The sequence below is a fragment of the Mycobacterium scrofulaceum genome (assembly GCF_002086735.1).
Taxonomy (GTDB): domain Bacteria; phylum Actinomycetota; class Actinomycetes; order Mycobacteriales; family Mycobacteriaceae; genus Mycobacterium; species Mycobacterium scrofulaceum.
In genome coordinates, this window is sequence record NZ_MVIJ01000002.1 from 53,712 (window position 1) to 71,044 (window position 17,333).

At 69.2% G+C, this 17,333-nt stretch carries 21 protein-coding genes; 8 read left to right on the forward strand and 13 right to left on the reverse strand.

Features of this window, described 5'->3' with window-relative positions:
* Window positions 1-8: 8 nt before the first annotated feature.
* Complete coding sequence (gene lexA / locus BST44_RS02280) at window positions 9-704, reverse strand: transcriptional repressor LexA (protein WP_083174849.1); 696 nt, start codon at window positions 702-704, stop codon at window positions 9-11.
* Between the two features lie 290 nt (window positions 705-994).
* Here lexA and BST44_RS02285 point away from each other — a divergent pair, with 290 nt between their 5' ends.
* The 3 genes from BST44_RS02285 to BST44_RS02295 all read left to right on the forward strand — a co-directional run bounded on the left by BST44_RS02285 (window position 995) and on the right by BST44_RS02295 (window position 2,531).
* Window positions 995-1,489: a LysM peptidoglycan-binding domain-containing protein gene (locus tag BST44_RS02285; protein ID WP_083174856.1), complete on the forward strand. Its 495-nt coding sequence runs from the start codon at window positions 995-997 to the stop codon at window positions 1,487-1,489.
* 81 nt (window positions 1,490-1,570) lie between these two features.
* On the forward strand, window positions 1,571-2,035 hold the full coding sequence (gene nrdR / locus BST44_RS02290; protein WP_003875225.1) for a transcriptional regulator NrdR: 465 nt from the start codon (window positions 1,571-1,573) through the stop codon (window positions 2,033-2,035).
* A 10-nt stretch (window positions 2,036-2,045) separates the two neighbouring features.
* Entirely contained in the window at window positions 2,046-2,531 is a 486-nt protein-coding gene (locus tag BST44_RS02295; protein WP_083174858.1) for a peroxynitrite isomerase, read from the forward strand.
* A gap of 16 nt (window positions 2,532-2,547) precedes the next feature.
* Here the strand turns inward: BST44_RS02295 and BST44_RS02300 are convergent, their stop codons facing one another.
* Genes BST44_RS02300 through BST44_RS02310 form a run of 3 tightly spaced genes read right to left on the reverse strand, consistent with a single transcriptional unit; the run spans window position 2,548 to window position 5,325 of the window.
* On the reverse strand, window positions 2,548-3,234 hold the full coding sequence (locus tag BST44_RS02300; RefSeq protein ID WP_083174859.1) for a PhzF family phenazine biosynthesis protein: 687 nt from the start codon (window positions 3,232-3,234) through the stop codon (window positions 2,548-2,550).
* A gap of 47 nt (window positions 3,235-3,281) precedes the next feature.
* The gene (locus tag BST44_RS02305) at window positions 3,282-4,313 is read right to left on the reverse strand and encodes an alpha/beta fold hydrolase (RefSeq protein WP_083174861.1); all 1,032 of its coding nucleotides are present in this window, start codon (window positions 4,311-4,313) and stop codon (window positions 3,282-3,284) included.
* A 46-nt stretch (window positions 4,314-4,359) separates the two neighbouring features.
* Window positions 4,360-5,325 carry a proteasome assembly chaperone family protein gene (locus tag BST44_RS02310; protein WP_083174862.1) on the reverse strand — a complete coding sequence of 322 codons (966 nt, stop codon included), beginning with the start codon at window positions 5,323-5,325 and terminating at the stop codon, window positions 4,360-4,362.
* 168 nt (window positions 5,326-5,493) lie between these two features.
* On the opposite strand from BST44_RS02310, the gene BST44_RS02315 reads away from it, so the two are divergent.
* Window positions 5,494-6,333, forward strand: coding sequence for a trypsin-like serine peptidase (locus tag BST44_RS02315; protein ID WP_083174864.1), 840 nt, complete (start codon window positions 5,494-5,496; stop codon window positions 6,331-6,333).
* Here BST44_RS02315 and sthA read toward each other — a convergent pair.
* Complete coding sequence (gene sthA / locus BST44_RS02320; protein ID WP_083175084.1) at window positions 6,330-7,745, reverse strand: Si-specific NAD(P)(+) transhydrogenase; 1,416 nt, start codon at window positions 7,743-7,745, stop codon at window positions 6,330-6,332. The two genes, BST44_RS02315 and sthA, sit on opposite strands and share 4 nt — an antisense overlap.
* A 111-nt stretch (window positions 7,746-7,856) precedes the next feature.
* Here sthA and BST44_RS02325 point away from each other — a divergent pair, with 111 nt between their 5' ends.
* Window positions 7,857-8,915 carry a DUF4192 domain-containing protein gene (locus BST44_RS02325; RefSeq protein WP_083175086.1) on the forward strand — a complete coding sequence of 353 codons (1,059 nt, stop codon included), beginning with the start codon at window positions 7,857-7,859 and terminating at the stop codon, window positions 8,913-8,915.
* A 10-nt stretch (window positions 8,916-8,925) separates the two neighbouring features.
* Here BST44_RS02325 and BST44_RS02330 read toward each other — a convergent pair whose 3' ends face one another.
* From BST44_RS02330 to BST44_RS02340, 3 genes are all read right to left on the reverse strand, one after another.
* Window positions 8,926-9,615: an iron-dependent transcriptional repressor DtxR gene (locus BST44_RS02330; protein WP_065473127.1), complete on the reverse strand. Its 690-nt coding sequence runs from the start codon at window positions 9,613-9,615 to the stop codon at window positions 8,926-8,928.
* A 181-nt stretch (window positions 9,616-9,796) separates the two neighbouring features.
* Window positions 9,797-10,786: a sigma-70 family RNA polymerase sigma factor SigB gene (sigB, locus tag BST44_RS02335; protein WP_083174865.1), complete on the reverse strand. Its 990-nt coding sequence runs from the start codon at window positions 10,784-10,786 to the stop codon at window positions 9,797-9,799.
* 134 nt (window positions 10,787-10,920) lie between these two features.
* A complete protein-coding gene (locus BST44_RS02340; RefSeq protein WP_083174867.1) occupies window positions 10,921-11,322 on the reverse strand; it encodes a DUF3099 domain-containing protein in 402 nt (133 codons plus the stop codon).
* Window positions 11,323-11,402: 80 nt separating this feature from the next.
* On the opposite strand from BST44_RS02340, the gene BST44_RS02345 reads away from it, so the two are divergent.
* Window positions 11,403-11,642, forward strand: coding sequence for a DUF3039 domain-containing protein (locus BST44_RS02345; RefSeq protein ID WP_064879665.1), 240 nt, complete (start codon window positions 11,403-11,405; stop codon window positions 11,640-11,642).
* On the opposite strand, the gene BST44_RS02350 is transcribed toward BST44_RS02345, so the two are convergent.
* Together BST44_RS02350 and BST44_RS02355 are read right to left on the reverse strand one after the other, a co-directional pair.
* The gene (locus BST44_RS02350; protein WP_083174868.1) at window positions 11,639-12,631 is read right to left on the reverse strand and encodes a YihY/virulence factor BrkB family protein; all 993 of its coding nucleotides are present in this window, start codon (window positions 12,629-12,631) and stop codon (window positions 11,639-11,641) included. The two genes, BST44_RS02345 and BST44_RS02350, sit on opposite strands and share 4 nt — an antisense overlap.
* Before the next feature lie 64 nt (window positions 12,632-12,695).
* Window positions 12,696-12,881: a DUF7455 domain-containing protein gene (locus BST44_RS02355; RefSeq protein WP_007171575.1), complete on the reverse strand. Its 186-nt coding sequence runs from the start codon at window positions 12,879-12,881 to the stop codon at window positions 12,696-12,698.
* Window positions 12,882-13,017: 136 nt separating this feature from the next.
* On the opposite strand from BST44_RS02355, the gene BST44_RS02360 reads away from it, so the two are divergent.
* Complete coding sequence (locus BST44_RS02360) at window positions 13,018-13,383, forward strand: DUF952 domain-containing protein (protein ID WP_083174870.1); 366 nt, start codon at window positions 13,018-13,020, stop codon at window positions 13,381-13,383.
* On the opposite strand, the gene BST44_RS02365 is transcribed toward BST44_RS02360, so the two are convergent.
* The 3 genes from BST44_RS02365 to ppgK form a co-directional block, all read right to left on the reverse strand.
* On the reverse strand, window positions 13,332-13,745 hold the full coding sequence (locus BST44_RS02365; protein WP_083174871.1) for a RidA family protein: 414 nt from the start codon (window positions 13,743-13,745) through the stop codon (window positions 13,332-13,334). The genes BST44_RS02360 and BST44_RS02365 overlap by 52 nt on opposite strands.
* A gap of 104 nt (window positions 13,746-13,849) precedes the next feature.
* The gene (locus BST44_RS02370) at window positions 13,850-15,364 is read right to left on the reverse strand and encodes an RNA polymerase sigma factor (protein WP_142274334.1); all 1,515 of its coding nucleotides are present in this window, start codon (window positions 15,362-15,364) and stop codon (window positions 13,850-13,852) included.
* A 176-nt stretch (window positions 15,365-15,540) separates the two neighbouring features.
* Window positions 15,541-16,350 (reverse strand): polyphosphate--glucose phosphotransferase, encoded by an 810-nt coding sequence (ppgK, locus tag BST44_RS02375; RefSeq protein WP_083174873.1) that lies wholly within the window; start codon window positions 16,348-16,350, stop codon window positions 15,541-15,543.
* A gap of 102 nt (window positions 16,351-16,452) precedes the next feature.
* Between ppgK and BST44_RS02380 the strand changes: the two genes are divergently transcribed.
* Entirely contained in the window at window positions 16,453-17,331 is an 879-nt protein-coding gene (locus BST44_RS02380; protein ID WP_083174874.1) for an inositol monophosphatase family protein, read from the forward strand.
* Window positions 17,332-17,333: the final 2 nt, after the last annotated feature.

Sequence of the window (17,333 nt, forward strand, 5' to 3'; positions counted from 1 at the left end):
GGCCGCCGCTAGACCTTGCGGATCACCGTGACGACCTTGCCGAGCACCGTCGCCTCATTGCCGGGAATGGGATCGAACGCCGGGTTGTGCGGCATCAGCCACACCTGACCGCCCGCCCGCTTGAACGTCTTCACCGTGGCCTCCCCGTCGAGCATGGCGGCGACGATGTCGCCGTTGTCGGCGACGTTCTGCTGGCGCACCACCACCCAGTCGCCGTCGCAGATCGCCGCCTCGACCATGGAATCGCCTACGACCTTGAGCAGGAACAGCGTGCCCTCGCCGACCAGCTCGCGCGGCAGCGGGAAGACGTCCTCGACGGCCTCCTCGGCGAGAATGGGACCGCCGGCCGCGATGCGGCCGAGGACCGGAACGAACGTCGGCTCCGGCAGGGCGTCCGACCCGGCGACCTCGGTCGCGCGCGCCGCCACCTCGTCATCGGCGCCGCGAACGTCGACCGCCCGGGGGCGGTTCGGGTCGCGGCGCAGGTACCCCTTGCGCTCCAGGGTGCGCAGCTGATGAGCCACCGACGACGTCGACGTCAGGCCCACGGCATCGCCGATCTCCCTGATGCTCGGCGGGTAGCCGCGGCTGGTGACCGACGCCCGAATGACGTTCAAGATCGTGCGCTGGCGTTCGGTCAGCGATGAATCCACGGCGTGCAACCGGCCGTCGCCGGCCGATGAGGTGTCGTTGCTGTCGCTCATGGCACTGAATGTAACCCCGCCGCGCCCAAAATTCAAACATGTGTTCGACTAGCGTGTCGTGACGGTGGGCGCGCCGCAAATACCCTCGCCGAACTCGTTAATCACAAAGGTGTAACTCTTCGGCAGATCGGGTATTTCAGTCGCATGTCAGCCGTAACGACCACGAGCTTGTCGGTGGCGTGGTCTAGCGTTCGACTCGTGCGACACGCTTCGCTCACATGTTCGGATTTCGAACACACGAGCGATACAGTCGAACAGCTGAGCGAATCAAGTTGACCGGAGGAACGCAGATGACAATCATCCACACGCTGGCGCCGCGTACCAGCAGCCCCCGGCGTCCGGTCAACGGGCCGGCCCCGGGACTTCGTAACGGCCGGGACGGGCTGGCCCGTTCCCGCCGTCCCGCCCCGTCGCGGCCGTCGGGCGCGCCGACCCGCTACTACGGCACCGGCGTCGGGGTATCCGCCGCGCCACATCGCAAGCGTCCCGTCACCGTGGCGACCACCGTCTGGTTGGCGCTGGCCGCCGGCGCGATCACGCTGTGGCTGGGCCTGGTCGGCAACGTCGGTCAGGTGCTCAACGGCGGCGCCGGCGGCACGGCCGCGCACGTACCGGACCGGTTGGCCGTCGTCCGCGTCGAGGCGGGGGAGTCGTTGCAGGACGTCGCCCACCGGGTGGCGCCCGACGCGCCCGCCCGGCAGGTCGCCGACCGCATCCGCGAACTCAACGACATGCACTCGCCGGCCCTGGTGGCGGGCCAGACCCTGATCGCCCCCGTCGGCTGACGAGCATGCCCGCGCAGTTGAGCTCGCGGGTACGCTCGAAGTGCTGCGGTACCTGGTTGTCGGCACGGCGAAGGAGCGGTCATGCATTGCCCGTTCTGCCGTCATCCCGACTCCCGGGTGATCGACTCGAGGGAAACCGATGAGGGGCAGGCCATCCGGCGGCGCCGATCGTGCCCCGAGTGCGGACGGCGTTTCACCACCGTGGAGACGGCGGTGCTGGCCGTGGTCAAGCGCAGCGGGGTCACCGAACCGTTCAGCAGGGAGAAGGTCATCAGCGGCGTCCGCCGGGCCTGTCAGGGCCGCCAGGTGGACGACGATGCGCTGAACCTGCTCGCCCAGCAGGTCGAGGACACCGTGCGCGCCGCGGGATCCCCTGAGGTGCCGAGTCATGAGGTCGGCCTGGCCATCCTCGGCCCGCTGCGCGACCTCGACGAAGTGGCCTACCTGCGGTTCGCGTCGGTGTACCGCTCCTTCGAGTCCGCGGACGACTTCGAGCGCGAGATCCAGGCGCTGCGCGAACACCGCGGGGTCGCGACCCCGGGCTAGGCTCGGGTTCATGCCCACCGACTTGCATCCCGATCTCGAGGACCTGGCACCGCTCCTGGGAACCTGGGCGGGCCAGGGCGCGGGCGAGTACCCGACGATCGAGCCCTTCGACTATCTCGAGGAAGTGGTCTTCGGCCACGTCGGCAAGCCGTTCCTGGCGTACGGGCAAAAGACCAAGGCGCTGGCCGGCGGCAAGCCGTTGCACGCCGAGACCGGATACCTCCGCGTGCCGCAGCCCGGCCACGTCGAACTGGTTCTGGCCCACCCGAGCGGCATCACCGAAATCGAGGTGGGCACGTATTCGGTGACGGACGGCCGGATCGAAATCTCGCTCTCCACAACGGACGTCGGGCTGACGCCGACCGCCAAGGAGGTCACCGCGCTCGGTCGGTCCTTCCGCATCGACGGCGATGAGCTGTCGTATTCGGTGCAGATGGGTGCGGTCGGGCAACCCTTGCAGCATCATCTGGCCGCGGTGCTGCACCGGCAGCGCTGAACCGGGGAACGCTCCGTCAGTTCAGCTGCGTCACACCATCGTTGACGACCCGCCCGGCCACCCCCACCCAGCCCTCGGCGTTCCACGTCGTCTCGATGACCGACCCCTTGCCCTGGGTGATGTGCAGGTCGCGGCTGAGGTAGTCGGTGATCCGCATCGCCGCCGAGCCGGTCGCCTCATCTTCGGGGACGCCCAGGTTGGCGGCGAACATCCGCGCGCGCAGCGACCCGGCGGCCCGGTCGGTCCAGGCCCACAGGTAGTGCGCCGTGTCGTCGGGGTAGTCGCCCGGGTCGGCGGCCAAAAGGTCTTCGGCGGAATCGAATTCGTGCAGGGCAACCTCGGGCGCCCACTCCGATCGGGCGCTGATGCTGGTGGAGTCGGCGGCGTAGCCCACCTGGACGATGCCCGCGGTCACCTGCAGTGTGTTGATCGGCGTTCCGTTCTGCCGCAGCCACCACGACGCGCCGACGGTTGGGTGCCCGGCGAACGCAATCTGGACCCGCGGGGTGTAGATCGTGGCGTGCGCGGTGGTCGACCCCGGCGCCGGGAGATCGACGAAAACCGTTTCGCTGTAGCCCAATCGGGTTGCCAGCCGCTGCCGGTCGCCGGGTTCCACCTGGCCGGCGTCCACGACGCCGAGCGGATTGCCGAAATTCCCGTCCGGGTCGGTGAACACCCGCAACACGGTGACGTCGATACCCATGGGCCGACTTTACGGCCCCGTCCGGGGGCCGCACCGGTCAAGGTGGTTCAGGTGGCGCTGCGCTCGTCGGAACCCATGGCGTTCAGCACGGCGACGCGGGTGGGGGCCGGGCCGCTGACGGCCTTCTCGCCGCCGCCGCTGCGGAGCAGCGCGCGCAGGGCGGCCTGGTCGTATTCGGCGGGCGCGGTGGTGTCGATGAAGCGCTCGACGACGTCGATGAAGCGGGCCGGGTCGTCGTGGAACGGAAAGTGGCCCGAACCTTCGAAGATCTCGAGGCGCGACCCGGGCATCGCGGCGTGCGCCATCCGCGCGTGACGCACGGGGACCACCACATCTTTGGTGCCCCAGACGATCTGCACCGGGATGGCCTCGGTCAGATAGCACCGGTCGAGCATGGTGACGATCTGCCCGCGCCAGTCCACCACCGCCCGCAGGGTCCGGCTGAAGGCCGCCGAGGCCGTCGGCTCCGGCAGGTCGTCGAGAATCCGCAAGACGTTGGGCAGGTCGCGGCCCAGGCCGGTGGACCCGATCGCCAGGCCGGCTATCCGTCCCGCCAGCTGGACCGCGGGCAGCACGAGGGGGAGCCGCAGCAGGGCCAGGGCCTCGCTGCCCATCGGCAACGACGCCAGCCGGAAGGCGACGTTGACGTCCTTGGTGACGCCACCGGCCGCGACCAGGATCAGCCGCTCGACCAAATGCGGGAACTGGTAGGCGAATTGCATGGCCACGCCGCCGCCCAGCGAGTGACCGACGATGGTCACCCGCTCGATGTCGAGCACCGACAGCAGGTCGCGCATCCCGTTGGCGTAGGCGGCCACCGAGTAGTCGGCGCGCGGCTTGTCGGAGCGCCCGTGGCCCAGCAGGTCGGGGGCGATGACCGTGAACCGCTGGGCGAGCTTGGCCTGCACGGTATTCCAGGTGGTGGAGTTGTCACCGATGCCGTGGACCAGCAGGATCGCCGGGCCGTCGCCGGCGATCCGGTAGGCGCGCTGGTAGCCGTGGATGGTGCGGAACTCCAGCCGGGGGGCGGTCACCTCCCGCACCGGGCGGAGAGTGCTCTTGCGCTTCCGCTCGGTCATGTCGCCAACCTTGGTGTCGGGCCGGGCTAGAGGCCGGGTGGAAAGGTCAGGCCTGGTCGTCGTCGTCGCGCTTCTTCTCCGCCTGCTGGGCGAGGAATCGCTCGAACTCTGCGCCAAGCTCGTCGCCGCTAGGCAGGTCCTCGTCGCGAGTTAGTAACGACCTGTTCTCCTGAGCGTCGATGAAGGCATCGTACTGGCGCTCGAGCGCGGTCACCACTTGAGCAACTTCCGCGCTCGCCTCGACCTGCTCGTCGATCTTGGTCCGGATCACAGCCGCCGCCTCGGTCAGCGCCGTCAGCGGCAGCTCGAGCGAGGCGATCTTGCCCACCTGCTCGAGCAGCGCCTCGGCGGCGGCCGGGTAGTCGGTCTGCGTCAGGTAGTGCGGCACGTGCACGGTGTAGCCGACGACCTCGTGGCCATGCTGGGCCATCCGGTATTCCAGCAGATTGGACGCGCTGCCGGGGACCTGGATCTCGGAGATCCAGGGCGTGAACTCGGCGATCAACTCGGGGTTGTTGGAGTGCGCGGTCATCGTGATCGGCCGCGTGTGCGGGACCGCCATCGGGACGGTGCCCAGGCCGATGGTCTGCCGCACGCCCAGGCGCTCGGCCAGCAGGCGTACCGCGGTGATGAAGCGCTCCCACTTCAGGTCCGGTTCCATGCCGGCGAGCAGCAAGAACGGGGTGCCGATGGTGTCGCGCAACGCGTACAGGCTCAGTTCCGGCTCGTCATAGTTGGTGAAGTGATCGGTCTTGAAGGTCATCAGCGGCCGCCGCGACCGGTAATCCAGCAGTTCGTCGATCGCGAAGGACGCGACCAGCTCGGTGTCCAGGGCCGCCTTCAGGTGCGACGAGGCCAGCCGGATCGCGTGCCCGGCGTCCGAGAACCCCTCCAGCGCGTGCACCAGCACGGGGCCTCGGCCGTCCGACGTCGACAACTGCGGCGCGGGCAGCTCGAGCTCGTACATGCCCGCCTGTCCCGGCTGATAGTGCGGGTCCTGTTCGTGAGCCATCGCCGATCGCCTCCTCTCGGGTGTCTCTGCAGGGTGCCCTACCAGTGTCCCCCGAATCGGGTGGCGCCAATATCAAACAGCGGTGTGAAGTTCGCGTTTAATCCACGGGCGAACGCGAGGCGGGGGCCCGCGCCGCGTCGGAATCTGACCGCCAGGCGGGCGTCGGGCATGATGAAAACGATGCGCGTTCCGATCGTGATGCTGTGCCTGGTGGTCGCCGTGGCGACGTCGGGGACGTCGTGCAAGCGGCCACCCGGCGATCACGCGTCCGCCCCGCCGGCGGCCCCGCCGCGCAGCAGTGCCCCGGTGCACCGGCTCGGTCAACCCCAGCCGAAGGCGGTGGCGGCGCCGGTCGACCCGGACAAGCGCGTCGGTGCGATCTTCATCGACGGCGGGCCGTTGCACGTGTGCACGGGCTCGGTGGTGCATTCGACGGGCGGCAACCTGATGATGACCGCGGCGCACTGCCTGGCCGGGGCGTCGAAGATCACCTTCGTGCCGGGTTTCTCCGGCGACGCGCCGCCGGCCGCGGGCGACGTGTGGACGGCCGACGCCGTCTACCTCGACCCCCGCTGGACCGCGAGCAAGGATCCCACCGCGGACTACGCGGTCGCACGGTTGAGCAACGACGCCGGGGGGTCGATCGAGTCGCACTCCGGTTTGGCGTTGACGCTGGGCACGACGCCGCCGCCCGGCAGCCACGTCACCGTGATGGGCTACCCGGCCGGCGTGGGCGGGGCGCCCATCGGGTGTCAGGCCAGCACGTCGGTGACCGAGGCCGGGTTCCCGTCGTTTCCGTGCGAGGGGCTGGTCGACGGGACCAGCGGCGCGCCCTGGGTCAGCGGGACCACGCTGACCGGGGTGATCGGCGGTTTCGAGCGCGGGGGCTGCGCCGCGAACGTCTCCTATTCGGCCCCGTTCGACGCGCAGACCGCGCAGTTGCTCGCCCGCGCCGACGCCGGCGGCCCCGGCGACCCGGTTCCGGGTCAACTCGACGACAGCTGTTAGCGGCGGAACTGGTTGAGGGCGCGCACCTTGTTCATCACGTCGAGCGCGGCCACCTTGTAGGCCTCGGAAAAAGTGGGGTAGTTGAACACGGCGTCCACCAGGTATTCGACGGTGCCGCCGCAGCCCATGACGGCCTGCCCGATGTGCACCATCTCGGTGGCGCTGGTGCCGAAGATGTGCACGCCGAGCAGCTTGAGGTCCTCGGTGGACACCAGCAGCTTGAGCATGCCGTAGGAGTCGCCGGCGATCTGGCCGCGCGCCAGTTCCCGGTACCGGGCTACGCCGACCTCGTAGGGGATCGCGTCCTTGGTCAGCTCGACCTCGGTGGCACCCACGTAGGACACCTCGGGGATGGAGTAGATGCCGATCGGCTGCAGCTCGGTGATGCCGTCGGTCGGCTCCCCGAAGGCGTGGTAGGCGGCCAGCCGGCCCTGCTCCATGGAGGTCGCGGCCAGGGCGGGGAAGCCGATCACGTCGCCGACGGCGTAGATGTGCGGCACCTTGGTCTGGAAGAAGTCGTCGACGAAGATCCGCCCGCGGTTGTCGGCCTCCAGCTCGGCGTTGTTCAGGTCGAGGTGGTCGGTCTGGCCCTGCCGCCCGGCGGAGTACATCACCGTCTCGGCCGGGATCTGCTTGCCGCTGGCCAAGGTGGTGACGGTGCCCGCCGAGCCGACGTCGACCGCGGTCACCTCCTCACCGAACCGGAAGGTCACCGCCAGGTCGCGCAGGTGGAACTTGAGCGCCTCCACGACCTCGGGGTCGCAGAAGTCCAGCATGTCGCTTCGCTTTTCCACCACGGTGACCTTGGTGCCCAGCGCGGCGAACATCGAGGCGTACTCGATGCCGATCACGCCGGCACCCACCACCACCATCGACGCGGGCAGCGACTTGAGGTCGAGGATCCCGTCGGAGTCGAGCACCCGCTCCTCGTCGAACTCGACGCCGGACGGTCGCGCCGGCCGGGTCCCGGTGGCGATGACGATGTATTTGCCACTGACAGTGAGCTTTTCGCGTCGGTTGGGGTCTTCGACCTCGATGGTGTGCGGGTCGACGAACCGCCCGTGACCGAGCAGCAGGTCGATGCGGTTGCGCATCAGCTGGTTGCGCACCACGTCGACTTCCTTGCCGATCACGTGCTGGGTGCGGGCCAGCAGGTCGGCGGGGGTGATCTTCTCCTTGACCCGGTAGCTCGCGCCGTACAGCTCGCGTTGGCTCATCCCGGTGAGGTAAAGCACGGCCTCGCGCAACGTCTTTGACGGGATGGTGCCGGTCTGGACGCACACGCCGCCGAGCATCTGGCCGCGTTCGACGACCGCGACCGACTTGCCGAGCTTGGCCGAGGCGATCGCGGCCTTCTGCCCGCCGGGCCCCGAACCGATGACCACCATGTCGTACTCTTGCGCCGAAGCCATGCGGTAACAGTAGATCAGCAGCACCCACAGTGCTGGGTTCATGCACAGGCCCGAGATTCCGCCCGTTCCCGCGAGCACGGGCTGACGGTGGGGGCCGTCAGCGTGGTGCGCATGACGACACATCGACCCGACTTCAAACTGACCCGACCCGGGGCGCTCATCGCCGCGCTGCCGGCCGTTCTCGGCTTCGTTCCCGAAAATTCATTGGTATTGGTGTCTTTGGACGGCGGCGACCTGGGCGCGGTGCTGCGGGTCGACCTCTCCGACGATCTCGCCGGCCGGGTCGGACACCTGGCGCAGGTCGCCGCGGCGGCCCGCCCCGACGCGGCGATCGCGGTGATCGTCGACGCGGAGGGGGCGCACTGCGCATGCTGCAACGAGGAGTACCGGATCGTGTGCGACGAGCTGGCAAAGTCCTTGTCCGAGCACCACATCGAGCTGTGGGCCGCACACGTGGTGGACCGGGTGGCGCCCGGCGGCCGCTGGCACTGCGTGGACGGCTGCGGGTCGAGCGGCGCGGTGGACGATCCGTCGGCGTCGCCCCTGGCGGCCGCGGCGGTGCTCGACGGCCGGCGCCTCTACGCGCGGCGCGCCGACCTGCAGGCCGTCATCGCGGTGCAGGACGCGGCGCGCAGCGAGGCCCTGACCGGCGCGATCGAACGGCAGGCGACCAGGCGCCGGGCGGCCCACCGCGCGGACCCGGCCCGCTGCGCCCGCGGCGACGTCAAGCACGCGATGACGGCCGCCGCCCGCGTGGCCGCCGGCGAGGCGCTGACCAGGACCCAGCTGGCGAAGCTGGGCTGCGCCCTGAGCGACGCGCAGGTGCGCGACATCCTCTACGCGCTTGCCGTCGGCGAGAACGCCGGCGAGGCGGAGACGTTGTGGGCGGTGCTGGCGCGCACGCTGCCGGCGCCCTGGCGGGTGGAGGCGCTGGTACTGCTCGCGTTCAGCGCGTATGCCCGCGGCGACGGGCCGCTCGCCGGGGTGTCGCTGGAGGCCGCACTGCGCTGCCGGCCCCAGCACCGGATGGCGGGCATGCTGGACACCGCGCTGCAGTCGGGGCTACGGCCCGAGGACATCCGGGAACTGGCGCTCACCGGCTACCGGCTGGCCAAGGAACTCGGGGTGCGGCTGCCGCCGCGGCGGCCGTTCGGCCGCAGGGCGTGCTAGCGGCGAGCGATCAGACCTTTTCCACCTTGACGGCGTGCGCCATCTCGTGCGGCAGGGTGACGTTCTCGTGCCCCGGGATGACGATGGTCACGCCGGCGGGGCCGGTCTCGACGGTCACCCGAGCGTTGGGGACGACGCCGGCGTCCTTCAGGCGGGTGATCAGGTCGATGTCGCCCTGCACGTGTTCGGTCAGCTGGCGCACGACCACGGCCACCGGCGAGCCGGGCGGCAGTTCGGTCAGCCTGACGAGGTCGGCGTCCTCGGCGCCGGAATCCGGGCCCACGCCCAGGTCCAACAGGCCGGGGATCGGATTGCCGAAGGGGGAGGTGGTCGGGTGGTTGAGGACCTTCACCAGCCGACGCTCGACGTCCTCGCTCATCACGTGCTCCCAGCGGCATGCCTCGGCGTGCACTTCCTCCCATGGCACGCCGATCACGTCGACCAGCAATCGTTCGGCGAGGCGGTGCTTGCGCATGACGGCGATGGCCAGCGCGCGGCCCTTGTCGGTGAGCTCGAGATGGCGGTCGCCGGCGACGTGGAGCAGCCCGTCGCGCTCCATGCGGGATACGGTTTGGCTGACGGTCGGCCCGCTCTGCTCGAGGCGTTCGGCGATGCGGGCACGCAGCGGCGTCACGCCCTCTTCTTCGAGGTCGTAGATGGTCCGCAGGTACATCTCGGTGGTGTCAACCAGGTCGTTCATTCAGCACCTTCCATCGCCGCCGAGTCTACTTGGCCGGCTGCGTGAATGGGTGTAACGCTTCCCCGACAAGCAGTATGCCCGCCGCGTCCGCGGCGGGCATACCGTCTTGCTACTGGCTCGGGCGGCGATCGCAAGCGCGGCGTTGGCCGGGCGCCGCGGGTCGCCGCAGATCTACCGGGTCCTAGCTTGCGTACGACCGTAGCCGGTCGGCGCGCTCACCGTGGCGGAGTTTGGACATCACGTCCCGCTCGATCTGGCGGACCCGCTCGCGCGAGAGGCCGAACAGCTTGCCGATCTGGTCCAGCGTGCGCGGCTGGCCGTCGTCCAGGCCGAAGCGCAGCCGGATCACCTGGTGCTCGCGCTCGTCGAGAGTGGCGAGCACGCTGCGGATGTCGGTGTGCAGCAGCTCGGCGATCACCGCGTTCTCCGCGGACATCGCCTCGGCGTCCTCGATGAAGTCGCCCAGCGGGGCTTCCTCTTCGGAGCCGACCGGCATGTCCAGGCTCACCGGGTCACGGCTGTGCTCGAGTAGGTCGTTGATCTTCTCGACGGCGATGCCGGACTCGGCGGCCAGTTCCTCATCGGTCGCCTCGCGCCCCAGGTTCTGGTGCATCTCCCGCTTGATCCGCGCCAGCTTGTTGACCTGCTCGACCAGGTGCACCGGCAGGCGGATGGTGCGGCTCTGGTCGGCCATGCCGCGGGTGATGGCCTGACGGATCCACCACGTCGCGTAGGTGGAGAACTTGAAACCCTTTGTGTAGTCGAACTTTTCCATCGCCCGGATCAGGCCCAGGTTGCCCTCCTGGATCAGGTCCAGTAGCGGCATGCCACGGCCGGTGTAGCGCTTGGCCAGCGACACCACCAGGCGCAGGTTGGCCTCCAGCAGATGACGGCGCGCGGCCTGCCCGTCGCGCACGACGGCCTCGAGGTCGCGTCGGCGGTTCTCGCCGAGGCGCTTGCGAGTCTCGAGCAGGTGCTCGGCGTAGAGCCCGGCCTCGATGCGCTTGGCCAGTTCAACTTCGCCCGCCGCGTTCAGCAGCGCCGTCTTACCGATGCCATTGAGATAAACGCGCACGAGGTCCGCGGCGGGGCTTTGAGCATCCAGATCGCCATCAAATCTGCTCGTGCTGGCGTTCGCCATAGCGACCTCCCGTTCGGCTTGTACTGTCATTGGGTTCAACGACAGATCAGCCCTGAGAGTTCCCGGCCCCCTGTCATCTCACACGTCTTGACGTGCAGGAATGTGCCGTCGACCTGAGAATGTCCTGAGAAGTCGGGGCGATGCGCTGCTCGGCTGGGAACCGGCTAGGAAACGATGTCGCCGCCCGGGCCGGGAGGCCATCCCGGCTGGGGGCGGCGGCGCGGTTCCAGCGCCGGGCGCTGGGCGGTGGGGAACAGCGGGGTGCGCCGCGCGGCATCGTCGAAGCGGCGGGGTTCGTCGGCGCTGCGCGGTGGCCGATCGTTGGCGATCAGGACCGCCATCCACGGCAACGGGATCGAGAGGGCCACGATGGCCAGCGAGATCAGGCCGTTGTGCCAGGCGCCGTAGGCCAGCGCGGCCAGAATCAGCGCCGGGATCCTGAACGCCATCAGCGTCAGGTACTTCCGGACCCGAGCGCGATGCTGCTCCTCGTAGGAGGGTGCTGCGGCGGTGATGAGGACTGGCCTGCCATCATCGTCGAACCCCAACTGGGTCTCGCGCTTCATTGCTCGCCGCGCCTCATTTCTCCACTCTCCCACAATCGACCGATTCCGGCAGAAGCGAGTCACGGGGCACAATGTCAGGTATGCAAACCCAGACGATCGAACGCACCGAGACCGACGAACGCGTCGACGACGGGACGGGCAGCGATACGCCGAAATACTTCCACTACGTCAAGAAGGACAAGATCGCCGAGAGCGCGGTGATGGGGAACCACGTGGTGGCGTTGTGCGGGGAGGTGTTCCCCGTCACCAAGGCGGCCAAGCCGGGCTCGCCGGTCTGCCCCGATTGCAAGCAGATCTACGACCGGATGAAGAAGGGCTAGATCGGCGCCGACGGCTCGGCCGTCACGGCGTTGTCGGGGGGCGCCGGCTCCGGTGGTGCCCCCGCGGCCCGCTTCGGCGCGGCGATGCGGGCTTGCAGCCATTTGCGCAACCGGTGGGCGTGCGTCTTCGGCGCCGGGAACTCCTCTTGGATCGCGGCGTTGAGTTCGGCCCCCAGCATGACGGCGAAGCCGCCGAAGAACGCGAACAACAGGAACGCGATCGGGGTGGCCAGCGCGCCGTAGGTGTAGCCGGTGCTGGTGATCCACCCCAGGTAGATCCGCAGGCCCAGCGTGGCGATCAGGAAGACCGCGGTGGCCAGCACCGCGCCGAAGAGCAGCCGGTGCGTCGGCAGCGGTTCGGGCAGGGCGACCCGGTACAGGATGACCACCCCCACCAGCAGGCCGAGGATCAGCACCGGGTAATAGCCGTAGCGCAGGACGTTGGCCAGGTCGTACGGGATGTGTTCGCTCACCTTGCGTGGGCCCACCACCAACACCGGCGCGGCGCACACCACGAACACCAGCATCACCACGTACAGGAACAGGGCGAACAGCCGCTGCCGCACGGGATGCCGCAACGGGGTCTGGTCGTGCGCCTCCACCACCGCGTCGACGTACGCCGAGATGGCCGACGAACCGGCCCACATCGAGATCAGGAAGCCCACCGACACCACCTCGCCCCGCGCGTTGGCGGTGACGTCGCGGATGGTCGGCTCGATGATCTCGTTGACGACGCTGGGGGAGAAGAAGCTGCGGATCGCCGAGATGATGCTCTTCTCGATCGCCGTCAACGTGTCCGGGCCGAACAGTGGCGCCACGTAGGCCAGGCTCCCGAGCATCCCGAGCAGCAGCGGCGGAAGCGACAGCGCCGACCAGAAACCCGCCTGCGCGGACTCGGAAAAGATGGAGTCATCCCAGCTTTTCGCGAGGGTCCTCAGACTGAGTCGCCAGATGTGATGGCGGGACGGTTTTGCGACTTGATCGCTCATACCCGTCCAGCATTACCGAAGACTGGCCCCGTCGCCCACATTGGCGACGGGTGAGTTGGCCGACCTAGCTTCCGCTGACCTCCAGGACGGCGGACAGCTCGGTCAGCTTGGCCTCGTGCTCGTTGGCGTGATGCTGGCAGAAGAGAAGCTCGGCTCCTGAAGGCAGCGTGGCGCGGACTCGAGCGGCGGCACCGCAGCGGTCGCAGCGGTCCGCACGGGTGAGCTCGGGACTGGTCAGAGTTGCATTCATGGCTTCTCCGTTCTTGCTTTTATTCACTCTCTCAGACGTATGGGGTTTTCGCGTTGTTCCCCGATCGTTATCGGGTGTGTCGTTTCTCACGGCGTGTAAACGTTTCGTTGCGGAAGGCTCTCTACAGTGATCACTTGTGACTTTCGCTCCTGACCTGCTGGTACATCTGTGCGGGCGCGACGAGTGGTTCGGTGCCCGCGCCGCCGGCGAGATCCGTCCCGACGCGTCGGGCGGCGGCCGCTTCATTCATCTTTCGGCGCCCGGGCAGGTCCACCTGCCCGCCAACCGTCTCTACCGGGGGCGCGACGACCTGGTGCTGCTGCACATCGACCCGGCGCGGCTGAACTCCGAAGTTCGTTGGGAGCCAGGGGTAGCAACGGATCCGGAGTCGATGCTGTTCCCGCACCTGTACGGTCCGCTGCCCGTCGGCGCGGTGATTCGGGTCACCGATTACCGGCCCGGGCCCGACGGGACGTTCCCGGCGGCCGGGGGGTCGACGTAGGCATCGGCCTCGATCTCGACCAGCAGCTCGGGCGCGATCAGGGCCGACACCTCCACCATCGTCGCCGCGGGACGGATGGTTCCGAAGACCTCCGCGTGCACCGCCGCGACCTCGCGCCAACGGGAGATGTCGGTGACGTAGACGCGGGTGCGGACCACGTCGGTGAGCGCCGCCCCCGCCCGCCCCAGCGCAGTCTCGATGCGGCGCAGGGCGTCTCGGGTCTGTGCGGCGACGTCCGTCGCCGGGCCGGCGCCGGTCGTTCCGGCAACCGACACGTGCGGGCCGACCCGAACGGCACGCGAATAGCCGACGGTGTCCTCGAACTCCGATTCCGAGGAGACCAGTGTGCGGTTGGCTGCCATGCGCCTCACCGTACGACGACGCCGCGGCCGGCGCGACGCATTTTCGGCGACGAGGTCAACGAGGTTGCGCGGCAACGGGTTCCGCGATGACAGGCGCCGGGTGCTTAGTCGAGGTAGTCCCGCAGGACCTGGGAACGGCTGGGGTGGCGCAGCTTTGACATCGTCTTGGATTCGATCTGACGGATGCGCTCGCGGGTGACCCCGTACACCTGGCCGATCTCGTCGAGGGTGCGGGGCTGGCCGTCGGTGAGGCCGAAGCGCAGCCGTACCACGCCGGCCTCGCGCTCGGAGAGGGTTTCCAGCACCGACTGCAGCTGGTCCTGCAGCAGGGTGAACGACACCGCGTCCACGGCCACCACGGCTTCGCTGTCCTCGATGAAGTCACCCAGCTGGCTGTCGCCCTCGTCGCCGATCGTCTGGTCCAGCGAGATCGGCTCCCGGGCGTATTGCTGGATCTCCAGCACCTTTTCGGGCGTGATGTCCATTTCCTTGGCCAGCTCTTCGGGCGTGGGTTCGCGGCCCAGGTCCTGCAGCAGCTCGCGCTGGATGCGGCCCAGCTTGTTGATCACCTCGACCATGTGCACCGGGATGCGGATGGTGCGGGCCTGGTCGGCCATGGCGCGGGTGATGGCCTGGCGGATCCACCACGTCGCATAGGTGGAGAACTTGTAGCCCTTGGTGTAGTCGAACTTCTCGACCGCGCGGATCAGGCCCAGGTTTCCTTCCTGGATGAGGTCCAGGAACGCCATGCCGCGGCCGGTGTAGCGCTTGGCCAGGGATACCACCAGGCGCAGGTTGGCTTCGAGCAGATGGTTTTTCGCGCGATCGCCGTCGCGGCAGATCCACATCATGTCGCGGCGCTGGGCGGCGGGCAGCTTGTCGCCGCGCTCGGCCATCTCGGCCATCAGCTGCGTGGCGTACAGGCCGGCCTCGATCCGCTTCGCCAGCTCGACCTCTTCCTCGGCGTTGAGCAGCGCCACCTTGCCGATCTGCTTGAGGTAGGCGCGAACCGAGTCCGCGGAGGCGGTGAGTTCGGCGTCCTTGCGCGCCTGGCGCAGCGCCTCGGACTCGTCTTCGTCCCAGACGAAATCCCCGGAAGCCTTGTCCTTTTCGGAGGGCTCGGCGATTTCCTCGTCGTCGGCGGCGGCCTCGGGGGCCGCGACGGCGGCCGGGGCGGCCCCCCCTTCCTCGGCGTCCTCGGAGTCGGCCGGGTCGATGTCGGCGTCCTCGCCGTCGGCCGCGACGTCGTCCTCGAGGTCGTCGAGGCTCAGGTCGCCGGCGTCGATCTCGAGGTCTTCACCGGGCTCGGCGTCGAGCTCCGCGTCGTCGAGATCTTCCACGACCTCGACGTCCACGTCGGCGTCCGCCGGGGCGCCCTTGGCCGCTTTGGTCCCGCGACCCGACGGGGCCTTGGCGGCGCGGGGCTTCTTGGCGCCGGCCTCGGCGTCGGCCTCGGACTTGGCGGTGCGCGCGGGCGCGGGCGCCTTGGCGGCGCGCTTGGCCGGGGCGGCGCCGTGGGCGGCCTTGGCCGCAGGGCGCTTGGCGGGGGCGGACGGAGACTTCGTGGCGGTCCGTTTCACCGGCGCGTCGGTTGCCGGGCTTGCCTTGGTCGCTGCCACTTACACCCCTTCGTTTGGACTCACCTTCGGTGGGTAATGGGCATGGTTAACCGAAAGTGTCTGCTATGTCGATGTCGGCGTTGGATCAGCGTGGGTATCTGCACGCTATCGGTCGGGCGGTCGCCGATGACCATTGTAACGACAGTGCCCCGCCGAACGGCTCTGCCGGGCGAAAATCAGTGGGTCACGTCCGAGGTCGAGGCCATGGCGGCGCCGACTATTCCGGCGGTGTTGAGCAGGGCCGCAGCCACCACCGGGGTGCGGTTTTCCAGCAGCGGTAGCCATTTGTCGGCCTTGCGGCTGATGCCGCCGCCGGCGATGAACAGGTCCGGCCAGACCGCATTCTCGATGGCCACCAGCACCCGGGTGACCTGCTTGGCCCACTTCTCGTAGCTCCAGCCGTTCCGCTCTTTGACCGACGAGGCCGCGCGCAGTTCGGCTTCCTTACCGCCGACCTCGAGATGCCCGAACTCGGTGTTGGGGATCAGCACGCCGTTGTGAATCACCGCGGAGCCGATCCCGGTGCCGAACGTCAGCAACACGACCAGGCCGGACTGGTTCCTGCCCGCCCCGTAGTGCTCCTCGGCCAGCCCGGCGGCGTCCGCATCGTTGAGCACCGTGACGTCCTGGCCGTCCAGCGCGGCGCTGATGATGTCGCGCGCGTTGGTGCCGATCCACGATTTGTCGACGTTGGCCGCCGTCTGGACCACACCGTGGGTGACCACCCCCGGATAGGTCACCCCGAGCGGACCGGTCCAGCCGAACGCGTTGACGACCTCGGCGATGGTCTTGGCGACCGCCTGGGGGGTCGCGGGTTGCGGGGTCAACAGCTTGATCCGCTCGCCGATCAGCTGCCCGGTGTCCATGTCGACGATGCCGCCCTTGATGCCGCTGCCGCCGACGTCGATGCCGAAACCCCGACGCTGTGGTGTGCCGACGGCCGCGCCGGCGGCGGGCGTGTCCGTAGTCGAGTCGGTGCTGGTCATCGAAGCTCCTGCGGGTCCTTGGGCTGTGCGCCCACCTTAGCCCGGCGTGGTGGTGGCTAAGGGGTATCTGCGGGGCCGTGGCGGTTGTGATGCGATAGACCCGTGACCCGAGGAGACGACGACCCCGACCGGTTGCGCGCGGTGGCCGAGTCGCTGGCCTCCGAGGCCGCCGCGTTCGTGCGGCGCCGGCGCGCAGAGGTGTTCGGCGCGGCCGGGGCGAGCTCGACATCCCCCGGCGACGGCGCGGTGCGGTCGAAGAGCACCCCCACCGATCCGGTGACCGTCGTCGACACCGAGACGGAGCGCCTGCTGCGGGACCGGCTGGCCGAATTGCGGCCCGGTGACCCGATTCTCGGGGAGGAGGGCGGTGGCCCGGCCGATCCGGCGGCCACGCCAGTGGACGCGATCACCTGGGTGCTCGACCCCATCGACGGCACGGTGAACTTCGTCTACGGCATTCCGGCGTACGCGGTGTCGGTCGGCGTGCAAGTCGACGGCGTGTCGGTGGCGGGGGCGGTCGCCGACGTCGTCGGTGGCCGGGTGTACTCGGCCGCGGTCGGGCTGGGCGCGCACGTCGTCGACGAGCGGGGCGTCAACCCGTTGCGATGTGCCGAGGTCGACGATTTGTCAATGGCGTTGCTGGGCACCGGTTTCGGTTACTCCCGGCAGCGTCGGGCCGCGCAGGCGGAGCTGTTGGCGCGGCTGCTGCCGGTGGTCCGCGACGTCCGCCGGATCGGTTCGGCCGCGCTGGACTTGTGCATGGTCGCGGCGGGCCGGCTCGACGCGTTCTACGAGCACGGCCTGCAGCCGTGGGATTGCGCCGCGGGCGCGCTGATCGCGGCCGAGGCGGGGGCGCGGGTCTCGTTGCCGCCGCGCGACGTCGAGGGTGCCGGGCTGGTGCTGGCGGCCGCCCCGGGAATCGCCGACGAGCTACTGGCCGCGCTGGACGAAATCGACGGCCTGGACCCGATTCTCGACTGACG

What these genes read in the sequence shown, in the direction of transcription:
- BST44_RS02340 (WP_083174867.1), bottom strand. Translation starts at nt 11,322, where the DNA reads ATGAAGCGCGAGACCCAGTTGGGGTTCGACGATGATGGCAGGCCAGTC.
- BST44_RS02330 (WP_065473127.1), bottom strand. Translation starts at nt 9,615, where the DNA reads ATGAACGACCTGGTTGACACCACCGAGATGTACCTGCGGACCATCTAC.
- BST44_RS02285 (WP_083174856.1), top strand. Translation starts at nt 995, where the DNA reads ATGACAATCATCCACACGCTGGCGCCGCGTACCAGCAGCCCCCGGCGT.
- ppgK (WP_083174873.1), bottom strand. Translation starts at nt 16,350, where the DNA reads ATGACCAGCACCGACTCGACTACGGACACGCCCGCCGCCGGCGCGGCC.
- nrdR (WP_003875225.1), top strand. Translation starts at nt 1,571, where the DNA reads ATGCATTGCCCGTTCTGCCGTCATCCCGACTCCCGGGTGATCGACTCG.
- sigB (WP_083174865.1), bottom strand. Translation starts at nt 10,786, where the DNA reads ATGACAGTACAAGCCGAACGGGAGGTCGCTATGGCGAACGCCAGCACG.
- BST44_RS02350 (WP_083174868.1), bottom strand. Translation starts at nt 12,631, where the DNA reads ATGAGCGATCAAGTCGCAAAACCGTCCCGCCATCACATCTGGCGACTC.
- BST44_RS02295 (WP_083174858.1), top strand. Translation starts at nt 2,046, where the DNA reads ATGCCCACCGACTTGCATCCCGATCTCGAGGACCTGGCACCGCTCCTG.
- lexA (WP_083174849.1), bottom strand. Translation starts at nt 704, where the DNA reads ATGAGCGACAGCAACGACACCTCATCGGCCGGCGACGGCCGGTTGCAC.
- BST44_RS02345 (WP_064879665.1), top strand. Translation starts at nt 11,403, where the DNA reads ATGCAAACCCAGACGATCGAACGCACCGAGACCGACGAACGCGTCGAC.
- BST44_RS02300 (WP_083174859.1), bottom strand. Translation starts at nt 3,234, where the DNA reads ATGGGTATCGACGTCACCGTGTTGCGGGTGTTCACCGACCCGGACGGG.
- BST44_RS02305 (WP_083174861.1), bottom strand. Translation starts at nt 4,313, where the DNA reads ATGACCGAGCGGAAGCGCAAGAGCACTCTCCGCCCGGTGCGGGAGGTG.
- BST44_RS02355 (WP_007171575.1), bottom strand. Translation starts at nt 12,881, where the DNA reads ATGAATGCAACTCTGACCAGTCCCGAGCTCACCCGTGCGGACCGCTGC.
- BST44_RS02315 (WP_083174864.1), top strand. Translation starts at nt 5,494, where the DNA reads ATGATGAAAACGATGCGCGTTCCGATCGTGATGCTGTGCCTGGTGGTC.
- BST44_RS02325 (WP_083175086.1), top strand. Translation starts at nt 7,857, where the DNA reads ATGACGACACATCGACCCGACTTCAAACTGACCCGACCCGGGGCGCTC.
- sthA (WP_083175084.1), bottom strand. Translation starts at nt 7,745, where the DNA reads ATGGCTTCGGCGCAAGAGTACGACATGGTGGTCATCGGTTCGGGGCCC.
- BST44_RS02310 (WP_083174862.1), bottom strand. Translation starts at nt 5,325, where the DNA reads ATGGCTCACGAACAGGACCCGCACTATCAGCCGGGACAGGCGGGCATG.
- BST44_RS02365 (WP_083174871.1), bottom strand. Translation starts at nt 13,745, where the DNA reads ATGGCAGCCAACCGCACACTGGTCTCCTCGGAATCGGAGTTCGAGGAC.